Genomic DNA, 13,943 nt, shown 5'->3' with positions numbered 1-13,943 from the left:
CGCGTCCTCATCCTGAAGTGACCGCGACGCGGGCCTCGAAGGAGGGCTCCAGGAATCACGGCGGCTTCTGGAGCCCTCCTTCGAGGCGTACGCTACGCTTCGGCACCTCAGGATGAGGGTGTGGGTGGGAACGAGCGACGCGTCATCACACCGGCCCCGTGCGCGATTCCGAAAAAACCGGCTCCGCCCGCTTCTCCAGCCAGCGGGCGATCCGCGCCGGATCGACCGCGTCGAGGGTCGGCGGGTTCCAGCGCGGGCTCTTGTCCTTGTCGATCACCGCGGCGCGGATGCCTTCGCGGAAATCGCCCTCCGCTAGCAGCGCCAGCGAGGCGTGGAACTCGCGCTCCAGGCAGGCTTCCAGGTTCGGCGCGCCGCGGCCGAGCCGCAGGAGGCACAGCGTCAGGACGAGGCTCGACGGCGCCTTGGTCAGGAGCGTCGCCCGGGTCGCGGCGGCGAAATCCGAGCCGTCCGCCGCCAGGGCCGACAGGATCTCGTCCACCATGTCGAAGGCGAAGCAGCGATCGATCACCGCCCGGTGCGCGGCGAGCGGTGCCGGCTCCGGATCACGGGCGAGCCGTGCGATCGCGTCCCGCACGCCCGCCTGCCCGGCATCCGGGTCGACCGCCACGAGGGCGTCGATCAGGTCAGGCAGACCCGCGGAGGACACCAGGGCGTCGGCCAGCCGGCAGAAGATCGCGTCGGCGGCGCCGACCGGCTCGCCGGTCAGGCCGAGATAGGTGCCGAGTTCCCCGGGCGCGCGCGGCAGCAGCCACGTTCCGCCGACATCCGGCAGGTAGCCGATGCCGGTCTCCGGCATGGCGACGCGGGAACGCTCGGTGACGATCCGGTGCCCGGCGTGGCCCGCGAGCCCGACACCCCCGCCCATGGTGATGCCGTCCATGACCGCCACGAAGGGCTTCTCGTAGGCCGCGATGCGCGCATCGAGCCTGTACTCGTCCCGCCAGAAGGTCTCGGCGAAGGCGGTGTCGGGGCTGTCGTAGAGGGAGCGCAGGTCGCCGCCGGCGCACAGGCCGCGCTCGCCCTCCCCGGTGAGCAGCACCGCGGCGATGCCCGGATCGGCCGAGAACCGGTCGAGCGCCCGGTCGATCTCGCCGACCATGCCGTGGGTCAGGGCATTGAGGGCCTTCGGCCGGTTGAGCCGCAGCCGGCCCAGGGCGCCGACCCGCTCGACGATCACGTCGCTCATCGGCGCCCCCCGGTCAGCCCGCGGGCGATGATCAGCCGCATGATCTCGTTGGTCCCCTCGAGGATCTGGTGCACGCGCAGGTCGCGGACGATCTTCTCCACGCCGTACTCGGCGAGGTAGCCGTAGCCGCCGTGAAGCTGGAGCGCCTGGTTGGCGACCTCGAAGGCCGCGTCGGTGACGTGGCGCTTGGCCATCGCGCAGAGCTGGGTCGCGGCCGGGTCCTTGGCGTCGAGCGCGGCGGCCGCGTGCCGCAGGAAGGTGCGCGACACCTCCAGGCTCGTCGCCATGTCGGCGAGCCGGAACTGCAGCGCCTGGAAGTCGGTGAGCCTCGCCCCGAAGGCGCGGCGGTCGCCCATGTAGGCGAGCGCCTTGTCGAGGGCCGCCTGCGCGCCGCCGAGCGAGCAGGCCGCGATGTTGAGCCGCCCCCCGTCGAGGCCGCTCATGGCGATCTTGAAGCCCTTTCCCTCGGCGCCGAGGCGGTTGCCCACCGGCACACGGCAGCCGTCGAAGCGCACCGCGCGGGTCGGCTGGGCGTTCCAGCCCATCTTGCGCTCGTCGGCCCCGAAGGACAGGCCGGGCGTGCCCTTCTCGACCACGATCGCGGAAATCCCCGCCGGGCCGGCCTCGCCGGTGCGGACCATGCAGACGTAGAGGTCGCTGGCGCCGGCGCCCGAGATGAACTGCTTCTCGCCGGTGAGCACGTAATGGTCGCCGTCCCGCTCGGCGCGGGTGCGGAGCGCCGCGGCGTCGGAGCCCGAGCCCGGCTCGGTGAGGCAGTAGCTGGCGATCCGCTCCATGCCCATGAGCGATGGCAGCCAGCGGCGGCGCTGATCGTCGCCGCCGTAGGCGTCGATCATCCAGGCGCACATGTTGTGGATCGACAGGAACGCCGCCACGGTCGGGCAGCCGGTGCTGAGCGCCTCGAAGATCAGCGTCGCGTCGAGGCGCGACAGGCCGGAACCGCCGACATCCTCGCGGACGTAGATGCCCGCCATGCCGAGGGCGGCCGCTTCCCGCAGGGTCTCGACCGGGAAGGTCTTGTCGCGGTCCCAGTCGAGGGCGTGCGGCGCGATGTGCTCGGCCGCGAAGCCGAGGGCCATCTCGCGGATCGCGGTCCGGTCCTCGTCGAGCCCGAAACTCATGGGCACTCCCTCATGTTCGTCAGCCACCGCGCGAGGTAGGCACATCGGCCGCCCCAAGGCGGGCCGTACCCCCTCCCCGCGCGGGAGAGGGGGACCCGGGCCCCGACCTCGAGCCGTCGCGCTCTACCGCATCGTCGGGATGGAGAACTCCGCCCCGCTCTTGATGCCGCTCGGCCAGCGCTGCGTCACGGTCTTGGTCTTGGTGTAGAACCGGATCGAGTCCGGCCCGTGCTGGTTCAGGTCGCCGAAGCCCGAACGCTTCCAGCCGCCGAAGGTGTGGTAGGCGATCGGGACCGGGATCGGCACGTTCACGCCGACCATGCCGACGTTCACCCGGGCGGTGAAGTCGCGGGCCGCGTCGCCGTCCTGGGTGAAAATCGCGACGCCGTTGCCGTACTGGTGGGTCGAGGGCAGCGCCAAAGCCTCCTCGTAATCCTTGGCCCGCACCACCGAGAGCACCGGGCCGAAGATCTCTTCCTTGTAGATCGTCATGTCGGGCGTCACGCGGTCGAACAGCGAGCCGCCCATGTAGAAGCCGTTCTCGTAGCCCTGGAGCTTGAAGCCGCGGCCGTCGACGGCGAGTTGCGCGCCCTCGGCGACGCCCTTGTCGATGTAGCTCGCGACCTTCTGCACGGCCTCCCGGGTGACGAGCGGGCCGTAATCGGCCGAGCCGTCGTGCGAGGGACCGATCTTGAGCGACTCGACCCGCGGGACCAGCTTCTCCATCAGGCGGTCGGCGGTCTGCTCGCCCACCGGCACCGCCACCGAGATGGCCATGCAGCGCTCGCCGGCCGAGCCGTAGCCGGCGCCGATCAGCGCGTCGACCGCCTGGCCCATGTCGGCGTCCGGCATGATGATCATGTGGTTCTTGGCGCCGCCGAAGCACTGGGCGCGCTTGCCCGTCTCGGCGGCGCGCACGTAGATGTACTCGGCGATGTGCGAGGAGCCGACGAAGCCCACCGCCTTGATGTCCTCGTCGTCGAGGATCGCGTCGACGGCTTCCTTGTCGCCGTTGACGACGTTGAGGATGCCCGGCGGCAGCCCGGCCTCTAGGAAGATCTCGGCGATGCGGATCGGCACGCTCGGGTCGCGCTCGGACGGCTTCAGGATGAAGGCGTTGCCGCACGCGATGGCCGGGGCGCATTTCCACAGCGGGATCATGGCCGGGAAGTTGAACGGCGTGATGCCGGCGACGACGCCCAGCGGCTGGCGCAGGGAGTAGACGTCGATGCCGGGCCCGGCCCCTTCGGTGTACTCGCCCTTGAGCAGGTGCGGGATGCCGCAGGCGAACTCCACCACCTCGACGCCGCGCTGGATGTCGCCCTTGGCGTCCGGCACGGTCTTGCCGTGCTCGGAGGCCAGCAGTTCGGCGAGTGAATCGTTCTCGCCGCGGATCAGCTCGAGGAAGCGCATCATCACGCGGGCGCGCTTCTGCGGATTGGTCGCCGCCCAGGCCGGCTGGGCCGCTGCGGCGTTCTCGACCGCGACGCGCATCTCGGCCTTGCTGGCGAGCGCGACCTTGGCCTGCACCTCGCCGGTCGAGGGGTGGAACACGTCGGCGAACCGTCCGCTCTCGCCGCCGACGTTCCGGCCGCCGATGTAATGCCCGATCGTGCGCATGCGCGCCTCCCTGTGATGTGGCGTTCGATTTTGGCGCACCCTATCAGGATCGCTTGAGCGATAAAGCCGGATGCGCTTACAGCCGTCGTGCATCGATGCACAGCGAGGGTGCGATCATGGCCAGGACGGGGCCCAACTGGGACGACCTTCGCTTCTTCCTCGCCGTAGCGCGGACCGGAACGCTGAGCGCCGCCGGGACCCGTACCGGCACCGAGCACACCACGGTCGGGCGCCGGATCCGCGCCCTGGAGGAAGGGCTCGGCGCCCGACTGTTCCACCGCAGCAACCTCGGCTACGCCCTCACCGAGGACGGCGCGAACCTGCTCGGCGTCGCCGAGGCCATGGAGAGCGCGTTCCTGTCGGCGAGCGCCGCCACGGAGGCCGCCCAGGCGGTCTCCGGCACGGTGCGGATCGGCGCGCCGGACGGGTTCGGCAGCGTATTTCTGGCCCCCCGGATGCACCGGCTCACCGCGCGCCATCCGGGGCTGGAGGTCGAGATCATGGCGACCGCCCGGATCTTCAGCCTGTCGAAGCGCGAGGCCGACATCGTCATCAGCCTGTCCGGCCCGCAGCAGGCGCGGGTGGTGGCGCGCCGGCTGACCGATTACCGGCTGCTCGTCTACGCGGCCGAATCCTACCTCGCCGGGACCGGACCGATCGCGGAGGTCGGAGATCTCTCGGGGCATCCCTTCGTCGGCTACATCGAGGACATGCTGTTCACGCGCGAGCTGAACTATCTCGGCGCCCTGGGTCCGCCGGTCTCGGCGCGGCTGCGCTCGACGAACCTCCTGGCCCAGGTCCACGCGACGCTCGGCGGCGCCGGCCTCTGCGTGCTGCCGGCCTTCATCGCGGCGGCCCATCCGGGTCTCGTGCCGGTGCTGCCCGGCGCGGTGTCGCTGACCCGCTCGTTCCACATGCACATCCACGAGGATCACCGGAAGGCCGCCCATATCCGCGCCGTGGCGGGCTTCATCGCGGGCGAGGTGGAGGCCGCCGCCGCGCTCTTCGCCGGGCCGGCAGTGTAAGCACCGGCAGTTTCGCCCGGCGGTCGCAGGTCCTAAGATCGTCGTTCCGGCGCACCAGCGAGGCGCCGGGTGGGAGAAGCAAGAGAATGGTCGCCTCGATCGCCCTGCCCCGGCTGATGCGCGTCGGCGCCGGCGCCTCGCGGCTCCTGCCGGAGGTGCTCGGCCAGCTCGGCCTGTCGCGGCCCTTCGTGGTCACCGATCCCTACCTTGCCGGCAGCGGCCGCACCGACACGCTGCTCGAGCGGCTGACCAAGGCGGGCGCGCAGGCCACGATCTTCTCCGAGACCGTGCCGGACCCGACCGTCGCCTCCGTGGAGGCGGCGCTGGCGGCCCTCCAGGCGGGCGATTTCGACTGCGTGGTCGGCTTCGGCGGCGGCAGCCCGATGGACACCGCCAAGGCGGTGGCGGTGCTCGCCCGCCACGGCGGCCACATGCGCGACTACAAGGCGCCGCGCCAGCAGGACGAGCCCGGCCTGCCGATCGTGGCGATCCCGACCACCGCCGGCACCGGCTCGGAGGCGACCCGCTTCACCATCGTGACCGACGAGGCCTCGGACGAGAAGATGCTCTGCATCGGCCTCGCCTACCTGCCGGTGGCGGCCCTGGTCGATTACGAGCTGACGCTCACCAAGCCGAAGCGGCTCACCGCCGACACCGGCATCGACGCCCTGACCCACGCGATCGAGGCCTACGTCTCGCGCAAGTCGAACCTGTTCTCGGACGGGCTGGCGCTTCAGGCGATGCGGTTGATCGCCCCGAACCTGCGCCGGGTCTGGACCGATCCGGGCGACCGGGCGGCCCGCGAGGCGATGATGCTCGGCGCCACCCAGGCGGGCATCGCGTTCTCGAACGCCTCCGTGGCGCTCGTCCACGGCATGAGCCGGCCGATCGGCGCGCATTTCCACGTGGCGCACGGGCTCTCGAACGCGATGCTGCTGCCGGCGGTGACGGCCTTCTCGGCCCCGGCCGCCATCGACCGCTACGCCGCCTGCGCCCGCGCCATGAAGATCGCCGGCCCGGACACCGACGACCGCTCGGCGGTGTCCGCGCTGGTGACCGAGCTCGAGGCGCTGAACGACGACCTCGACGTGCCGGGGCCGCAGGAATACGGCATCGACCCGGCCCGCTGGGAGGCGCTGCTCCCCACCATGGCGGCCCAGGCGCTGGCTTCCGGCTCTCCCGCCAACAACCCGGTGGAGCCCAGCGCCGACGAGATCGTGGCCCTGTACCGGCGCGTCTGGGCGGGGTGATACCCTCTCGGAGTAGAGCACATCCTGAGACGGGACATTCGACCCGCCGCCGTCTGTGCGAGCGGAGCGAAGCAATCCAGGGACGCGCCGCCCCGGGTCGCTGCGCTGCGCTCGCGATGACGGGGTGAGACCTACTTCGCCGCCGTCAGCGGGCAGCCGCTCTCAGCCGGAGAGGCGAAGGCCTCCTTGCCGGGGATCGTCGAGATCAGCTTGTAGAGGTCCCACGGACCCTTCGACTCGGCCGGCTTCTTGACCTCGAACAGGTACATGTCGTGGACCATGCGTCCGTTCGGCTGCACGATCCCGCCATGGGCGAACACGTCGTCCACCGGCAGCTCCTTGAGCTTGGCGTTCACCGCGTCGGTCTCGTCGGTGCCGGCCGCCTTGACGGCCTTCAGGTAGGACAGGACCGCCGAGTAGGTGCCGGCCTGGATCATGTTGGGCATCCGGCCGGTGCGCTTCATGTAGCGCTGGCCGAAGGCGCGGGTCTCGTCGTTGGCGTCCCAGTACCAGCCCTCGGTGAGCGTCAGGCCCTGGGCGACCTTGAGGCCGAGCCCGTGCACCTCCGAGAGGGTGAACAGCAGCGCCGCGAGCTTCTGGCCGCCCTCGACGATGCCGTACTCGGCGGCCTGCTTGATCGCGTTCGAGGTGTCGAGGCCGGCATTGGCGAGCCCGATTACCTTGGCCTTCGAGCCCTGCGCCTGGAGCAGGAACGACGAGAAGTCCTGGTTCGAGAGCGGGTGACGGACGCTGCCCAGCACCTTGCCGCCGTTGGCGAGCACGACCTTGCTGGTGTCGGCCTCCAGCGCCGAGCCGAAGGCGTAGTCGGCGGTCAGGAAGAACCACGTGTTGCCGCCCGCCCGGGTCAGCGCGCCGCCGGTGCCCACCGCCAGCGCCCGCGTGTCGAACGCCCAATGGTAGCCGTAGGGCGAGCACGCCTTGCCGGTGAGGTCGCTGGTCGCGGCCCCGGTGGTGATGGTGATCTTCTTCTTCTCCTTGGACAGGCCCTGGACCGCCAGCGCCACCGAGGAGGTGGTCAGCTCCATGATCGCGTCGACATTGTCGCGGTCGTACCATTGCCGGGCGATCGCCGAGGCGATGTCGGGCTTGTTCTGGTGGTCGGCCGTGAGGATCTCGATCGGCACGCTGCCGATCTTGCCGCCCATGTCCTCCACCGCCATCCGGGCGGCCTCGACCGAGCCCTGGCCGCCGTACTCGGCGTAGAGGCCGGACTGGTCGTTGAGGACGCCGATCCGTATCGCGTTGTCCGAGAAGCTTCCCTGCGCGGCCGCCGGAGCGGAGCCGAGCGCGGTCCCCGCGAGAGCGGCCGCCATCACCGCGCCGCCGATTGTCCTGATCATGTCTCCCCCCGGTTCGCCCGAGTGCCCGCTTCTGAGGCGGTTCCGGCGGCACGATAGGGGACGACCCGGCGCCGCGCCACGGCCGAGGTCGGGCGGGAGCTGAAGGATTCCGCGGATTGTGACGCGGTTCCGATCGACCCGTTTCCGGACCGGCGACAACGGCAGAGGTTATAATACCTTAACCATAATTACACGAATCCCCGCGCAGGTTCCCGTCATGGACGGCAATCCGGCCGTCTCCGGCGCGTGGCGATGCGATGAACCCAGCCCGTTTCGCCGTCCTCGGAATCGCCCTCGCGGCGGGCACCGGGGCGGCCTTCCTGATGAGCGGCGGCGATCCGCCACCGCCGCCACCGCCGCCGACGGCCGAGGCGCCGCCGCAGCCGACGACCGACGTGCTCGTGGCCGCCATCGACATGCCCATGGGCCAGGTGCTCCGGGCCGCGGACCTGCGCTGGCAGCCCTGGCCGGACGGCGCCGTGGCCAACGGCTACATGACCCGCAAGATCAACCCCAAGGCCCTCGAGGAGACCGTCGGTGCGTCCGTGCGCTCGGGCTTCCTGACGGGCGAGCCGATCCGCGCGCAGAAGCTGGTGCGCCCGGAGAGCGGGTTCATGGCGGCGATCCTGCCGCCCGGCATGCGCGCGGTCGCCATCGTCACCGACAGCCGCGGAACCAACTCGGCCGGCGGCTTCATCCTGCCGAACGACCGTGTCGACGTGATCCGCACCTTCCGCGACGAGTCCAATTCGCGGGCCAACAACAGCGACGTGCAGCTCTCCCAGACGATCCTCACCGACATCCGCGTCCTGGCGATCGGTCAGCTGGTCCAGGAGAAGAACGGCACCAACGTCGTCACCGGCGAGACCGCGACGCTGGCCGTGACGCCCGCACAGGCCGAGACCCTGGCGCTCGCCCAGAAGGTCGGCGCCCTGACGCTCTCCCTGCGCAGCCTCGCCGATGCCGGGCTGCCGCCGGAAGCCGTGCCGCTGGCCGACGCGTCCGCCGCGCAGATGCCCGAACCCGCCCTGACCGTGGTGCGCTTCGGCGTCGCGCGGCAGCAGACGCCGTGACCGCCATGACCGCTTCGCTGTCCCTCACGCGCCCGACGCGGCGCCCCGACCGCGGCCCGCGCCGTTGCTCGGCCGGCGCCCTCGCGCTGCTCGTCGCCCTGACCGGGCCGGCCTCTTCCCAGGACCGCCAGACCTTCGGCCCGGCGCCGATCCTGACGGTCGGAGCCGCGGAAGCGAGCTCGACCCGGCGGGTCGAGCTGACCGCGGGCCGGTCCGTCATCGTCGACCTGCCGCGGGACGCCAAGGAGGTGTTCGTGGCCAACCCCGCGGTGGCCAACGCCGTGGTCCGCTCGACCCGCAAGGTCTTCGTGATCGGCATGGCGGACGGCGCGACCTCGATCTTCATCATGGATGCCGAGGGCCGCCAGATCGCCGCCCTCGACGTGACGGTGGCGCGGGACCTGAACCTCGGGACCCTGCGCGAGCTGCTCAACCAGAGCATCCCGGGCGGACGCTTCGACGTGCGCTCCTCGGGCGCCTCGGTGCTCCTGTCGGGAGCGGTCAACTCCTCGGCGGACGCGCAGCAGGCGATCGACATCGCCAACGCCTTCGTGGGCCTTGGCGGCGCCGGGGCCGCGGGAGCGGCGGGCGCGGCCAGCGGCGGCGTCGCCGCCGGCTCGCGGGGCGCGGTGATCAACAACCTCACGATCCGCAACAAGGACCAGGTGATGCTCCGCGTCACCGTGGTGGAGGTGTCCCGCAACGTCCTGAAGCAGTTCGGGATCAACATGGCCGGCAACTGGTCGGCTCTGAACCCGGTCGGAAACCTGGGGCAGACGCTCGTGAACGGCGGCACCGCGGCGGCCACGCAGGTCCCGGCGTACATCCCGAATGTTATCACCAACAACCTGCCCTTCCCGATCAACACGAACACGCCGACCGGGAATCTGGTCCAGGCCTCCGTGCAGGGGGGCGGCTTCTCGCTCCAGGCGACCCTGAAGGCGTTCGAGCAGGCCGGCGTCTCGCGCATCCTGGCGGAGCCAACGCTGACCGCCATCTCGGGCGAGGCCGCCAAGTTCCTGGCCGGCGGCGAGTTCGCGGTGCCGGCCTCGGCAACCTGCGCCGTCGGCGGTGTCTGCTCGCCCGGCATCACCTACAAGCCCTACGGCGTCGCCCTGTCGTTCACACCGACGGTGCTGGCCGACAACCGGATCTCGATCCGCGTCGCCACGGACGTGACCGAGATCGATACGCAGCAGAGCTTCAACTATGTGATCGGCAACACCTCGGTCGCAGTGCCGGGCACCCGGGTGCGCCGCTCCGAGACCACCGTCGAGCTGCCCTCCGGCGGCGTGATGATGACCGCCGGCCTGATCCAGCAGTTCAACAAGCAGGCGATCGCCGGCCTGCCCGGCCTGATCAACCTCCCGATCCTCGGCGCGCTGTTCCGCTCCCGCGACTACCAGCGCCAGGAGACCGAGCTGATGATCATGTGCACGCCCTACATCGCCCGGCCGATGGAGGCGAAGCAGGTCAGCCGGCCCGACGACAACTTCGTCGACTCCAGCGACGGCCAAGCCGTGCTGCTCGGCCAGATCAACCGCATCTACGGCAAGGTCGCCCCGCCCGGCGCGGCCGCCGCGGCGCCGCTCGGCCGCACCTACCGCGGCCGCGTCGGCTTCATCGTCGAGTAGCGCCCCGCCGCGCCTCCCAGGATCGGACCCATGACCGGACCCATGACCGGACCCACGACCGGACGTCACCCGCCCGCACTGCCGCGCCGCGCCGCGAGCGTGCTCGCCGCTTGCGCGCTCTCCGCCCTCGCGGCGGCCTGCAAGACCGATCCCGTCACGACCGGCGGCATCGACGTCACGGATTACCGCGCGCGCCACCCGATCGTGCTGACCGACGGGCCCCGCAGCCTCGACGTGTTCCCGACCGGCACGGGCCATCTGGACCCGCGCCAGGCGACCGATGTCGACGCCTTCATGCTGGAGTACCGGCGCTACGGCCGCGGAACCCTTCTGATGCAGGTGCCCCAGGGCGTCCCGCCCGACCAGGTCGCCGCCGTGCAGCGGACGGCCTCGGTTCTCGGCCGGCTCGGCACGCAGAACGGCGTCAACGCCCGCGAGATCGCGGTCAGCGGCTACGCGGTGGCGGCGCCGACCCTCGCCGCGCCGATCCGGCTGAGCTTCCAGCGCATGCAGGCCAAGGTGGCCGACGCCTGCGGCCTCTGGCCTCAGGACCTCGGGGCCGGCAATTTCGCGACCGACTACAACAACCGGCCGAGCTGGAACCTGGGCTGCGCCATGCAGTCCAACGTCGCCGCGCAGGTCGCCGACCCGGTCGACCTCGTGCGCGGCCGGCCCGAGGGCCGCATCGACACGGTCAAGCGGGTCCGGGACATTGGCCAGTTGCGGGACGGCAAGGATCCGTCAACCACATGGCGGCAAGATGGTCAGACCGCCGTGAAGGCCCAGGTCACGAACTGAGACAGCCGGCGCCGGGGATGGGCAGCCCCGCCGCCGATCGCAACGCCGCACCCCGCACGCGAACCCGAAAGCGCCGTCATGGCAGAGCTGTCCGAGACAACCGAGCGCACGATCGCCCCGGTGCCCCGGATCACCATCCAGGCCTTCTGCGAGACCGGCGAGACCGCGGCGATGATCGAGGGCGCGGCCCTCGACCGGCGCATGCAGAAGGCGCAGGTCAAGGTCCGGATGGGCGGCGGGGCCGCGGCGATCGAGGCGTACCGGCACGCGCCGACGCCCAACGTCATCGTCCTCGAGATCCAGGGCGCGCGCTCGCGGCCGATCGAGTGCCTCGACGCCCTGGCCGAGGTCTGCGACGAGGGGACCCGCGTCCTGGTGATCGGTCACGTCAACGACGTGATGCTTTACCGCCAGCTGATCCAGCGCGGGGTGTCCGATTACCTGATGGCGCCGGTCGAGCCCCTGACGCTCATCGCAGCGATCTCCGACCTGTTCACGGCCCCGGGCGTCAAGCCGGTGGGCCGGACCGTAGCGGTCTACGGCGTCAAGGGCGGCATCGGCGCCTCGACCGTAGCGCATAATTTCGCGTGGTCGGTGGCCCGGGGCCAGGGCGTCCAGACGGTGATCGCCGATCTCGACATCGCCTTCGGCACCGCCTCGCTCAACTTCAACCAGGACCCGCCCCAGGGCATCGCCGAGGCGGTGTTCGCCCCCGAGCGGCTGGACTCCGCCCTGGTCGAGCGGCTGCTGTCCAAGTGCAGCGACAACCTGAGCCTGCTCTCGGCCCCGGCGAGCCTCGACCGGACCATCGACCTGTCCGAGCCGGCCTTCGACACCCTGATCGAGCACATGCGGGCGAGCGTCCCGTGCGTGGTCCTCGACATCCCCCACCAGTGGAACGCGTGGACGAAGCGCGTCCTGACGGCGGCCGACGAGATCCTGATCGTGACCGGGCCCGACCTCGCCTGCCTGCGCAACGCCAAGAACCTCCTCGGCGCGCTGAAGCACGGTCGCCCGAACGACCAGCCGCCCCGCATCGTGCTGAACGGCGTCGGCGTGCCCAAGCGTCCCGAGATCGGCACCGCCGAGTTCGCCAAGGCCCTGGAGGCGCCGGTGGCCCTGACGATCCCGTTCGAGCCGACCCTGTTCGGCACGGCCGCCAACAACGGCCAGATGATCGCCGAGATTCAGGCGGGCTCGAAGGTGGCGGAGCTGTTCAACGACCTGGCGGCCATGACCCTCGGACGTCCCGAGAGCCGGCGGGGCCGTCCGAGCCTGCTGGAGCCGCTGCTCGCCAAGCTTTCCGGCCGCAAGGCATCCTGATGCGGACGCGATCCCCCACCCGGCCGGTGCCGCGGGTCAGCGTCGGGGCTCTGACCCATGTTCGGTAGGCGACAGTCCGGCGGCGCGTCGGCGCCGCCCCCGCCGATTCCGCAGATGCGGACCCCGGCCCCGGCCACGCCGGTGCTGCGCGACGCGCCGGCGCCCGCGCCGGCCCAGCGCCCGGCGCCGGCGGCCCCGGTCGTCGTCGAGACCGCGCGCTCGGAGGATTACTACCGCACCAAGAGCCTGATCTTCGGCGCTCTGATCGAGGCGATCGATCTGACGCAGCTCTCGCGCCTCGACGCCGAGACCGCGCGCGAGGAGATCCGCGACATCGTCACGGAGATCATCGGGCTCAAGAACATCGTCCTGTCGATCTCCGAGCAGGAGGAACTGCTCGACGACATCTGCAACGACGTGCTGGGCTACGGCCCGCTGGAGCCGCTGCTCGCCCGCGACGACATCGCCGACATCATGGTCAACGGCGCCCACCGGACCTTCATCGAGGTCAACGGCAAGATCCAGCTGACCAGCGTGCGGTTCCGCGACAACCAGCAGCTGATGAACATCTGCCAGCGCATCGTCAGCCAGGTCGGCCGGCGCGTCGACGACGCCTCGCCGATCTGCGACGCGCGCCTGCCGGACGGGTCCCGCGTCAACGTCATCGCGCCGCCGCTCGCCATCGACGGTCCGGCGCTCACGATCCGCAAGTTCAAGAAGGACAAGCTCACCCTGGAGCAGCTCGTGCGCTTCGGGGCGATCTCGCCCGAGGGCGCCGAGGTCCTCAAGATCATCGGCCAGTCGCGCTGCAACGTGGTCATCTCGGGCGGCACGGGCTCGGGCAAGACCACGCTGCTCAACTGCCTCACCGCCTTCATCGAGCACGACGAGCGGGTCATCACCTGCGAGGACGCGGCCGAGCTGCAGCTCCAGCAGCCGCACGTCGTGCGCCTGGAGACGCGGCCGCCCAACATGGAGGGCCAGGGCCAGGTCACCATGCGCGACCTCGTGAAGAACTGCCTGCGCATGCGCCCGGAGCGGATTATCGTCGGCGAGGTGCGCGGACCGGAGGCCTTCGATCTGCTCCAAGCGATGAACACCGGCCACGACGGCTCGATGGGCACGCTCCACGCCAACAGCCCGCGCGAGTGCCTGTCGCGTATCGAATCGATGATCTCGATGGGCGGCTTCACCCTGCCGTCGCGGACCCTGCGCGAGATGATCTGCGGCTCGATCGACGTCGTGATCCAGGCGATGCGCCTGCGCGACGGCTCCCGGCGCATCACCCACATCACCGAGGTGCTCGGCATGGAGGGCGACGTCATCACCACCCAGGACGTGTTCCTCTACGACATCGTCGGCGAGGACGCGAACGGCAAGCTGATCGGGCGTCACCGCTCCACCGGCGTCGGCCGGCCGAAATTCTGGGAGCGCGCCCGCTACTACGGCCTCGAACAGCGGCTCGGCGAGGCGCTCGACGCCGCCGAGGTCGTCGACCGGAACTGAGCCG

General features: G+C 70.9%; 11 protein-coding genes. 7 read left to right on the top strand and 4 right to left on the bottom strand.

The features are described from left to right. Positions 1–145: 145 nt before the first annotated feature. From BM419_RS22455 to BM419_RS22445, 3 genes are all read right to left on the bottom strand, one after another. The gene (locus BM419_RS22455; RefSeq protein ID WP_091927716.1) at positions 146–1,207 is read right to left on the bottom strand and encodes an enoyl-CoA hydratase/isomerase family protein; all 1,062 of its coding nucleotides are present in this window, start codon (positions 1,205–1,207) and stop codon (positions 146–148) included. Beyond that, entirely contained in the window at positions 1,204–2,349 is a 1,146-nt protein-coding gene (locus tag BM419_RS22450) for an isobutyryl-CoA dehydrogenase (protein WP_091927715.1), read from the bottom strand. Before BM419_RS22450 ends, BM419_RS22455 begins: the two co-directional genes overlap by 4 nt. A 123-nt stretch (positions 2,350–2,472) precedes the next feature. Further along, entirely contained in the window at positions 2,473–3,969 is a 1,497-nt protein-coding gene (locus BM419_RS22445) for a CoA-acylating methylmalonate-semialdehyde dehydrogenase (protein WP_091927714.1), read from the bottom strand. A 116-nt stretch (positions 3,970–4,085) separates the two neighbouring features. Here BM419_RS22445 and BM419_RS22440 point away from each other — a divergent pair, with 116 nt between their 5' ends. Both BM419_RS22440 and BM419_RS22435 read left to right on the top strand, forming a co-directional pair. Beyond that, positions 4,086–4,994 carry a LysR family transcriptional regulator gene (locus BM419_RS22440; RefSeq protein WP_244491912.1) on the top strand — a complete coding sequence of 303 codons (909 nt, stop codon included), beginning with the start codon at positions 4,086–4,088 and terminating at the stop codon, positions 4,992–4,994. An 86-nt stretch (positions 4,995–5,080) separates the two neighbouring features. Beyond that, positions 5,081–6,244 (top strand): iron-containing alcohol dehydrogenase, encoded by a 1,164-nt coding sequence (locus BM419_RS22435; protein ID WP_091927713.1) that lies wholly within the window; start codon positions 5,081–5,083, stop codon positions 6,242–6,244. 131 nt (positions 6,245–6,375) lie between these two features. On the opposite strand, the gene BM419_RS22430 is transcribed toward BM419_RS22435, so the two are convergent. After that, positions 6,376–7,581, bottom strand: a complete 1,206-nt coding sequence (locus tag BM419_RS22430; RefSeq protein WP_170855253.1) for an ABC transporter substrate-binding protein — start codon at positions 7,579–7,581, stop codon at positions 6,376–6,378. A 281-nt stretch (positions 7,582–7,862) separates the two neighbouring features. Here BM419_RS22430 and cpaB point away from each other — a divergent pair, with 281 nt between their 5' ends. From cpaB to BM419_RS22405, 5 genes are all read left to right on the top strand, one after another. Continuing rightward, positions 7,863–8,678, top strand: a complete 816-nt coding sequence (gene cpaB / locus BM419_RS22425) for a Flp pilus assembly protein CpaB (RefSeq protein WP_020095649.1) — start codon at positions 7,863–7,865, stop codon at positions 8,676–8,678. A gap of 5 nt (positions 8,679–8,683) precedes the next feature. Beyond that, positions 8,684–10,312, top strand: coding sequence for a type II and III secretion system protein family protein (locus BM419_RS22420; RefSeq protein WP_020095648.1), 1,629 nt, complete (start codon positions 8,684–8,686; stop codon positions 10,310–10,312). 30 nt (positions 10,313–10,342) lie between these two features. After that, on the top strand, positions 10,343–11,110 hold the full coding sequence (locus BM419_RS22415) for a CpaD family pilus assembly protein (RefSeq protein ID WP_175556351.1): 768 nt from the start codon (positions 10,343–10,345) through the stop codon (positions 11,108–11,110). Positions 11,111–11,188: 78 nt separating this feature from the next. After that, positions 11,189–12,433 (top strand): CpaE/TadZ family protein, encoded by a 1,245-nt coding sequence (locus BM419_RS22410; RefSeq protein WP_056526226.1) that lies wholly within the window; start codon positions 11,189–11,191, stop codon positions 12,431–12,433. Positions 12,434–12,547: 114 nt separating this feature from the next. After that, positions 12,548–13,939, top strand: coding sequence for a TadA family conjugal transfer-associated ATPase (locus BM419_RS22405; RefSeq protein WP_020095645.1), 1,392 nt, complete (start codon positions 12,548–12,550; stop codon positions 13,937–13,939). Positions 13,940–13,943 lie beyond the last annotated feature (4 nt).

Source organism: Methylobacterium sp. yr668 (genome assembly GCF_900116245.1).
Classification (GTDB): Bacteria; Pseudomonadota; Alphaproteobacteria; order Rhizobiales; family Beijerinckiaceae; genus Methylobacterium.
This window is presented reverse-complemented; position numbering and strand designations above follow the sequence as displayed.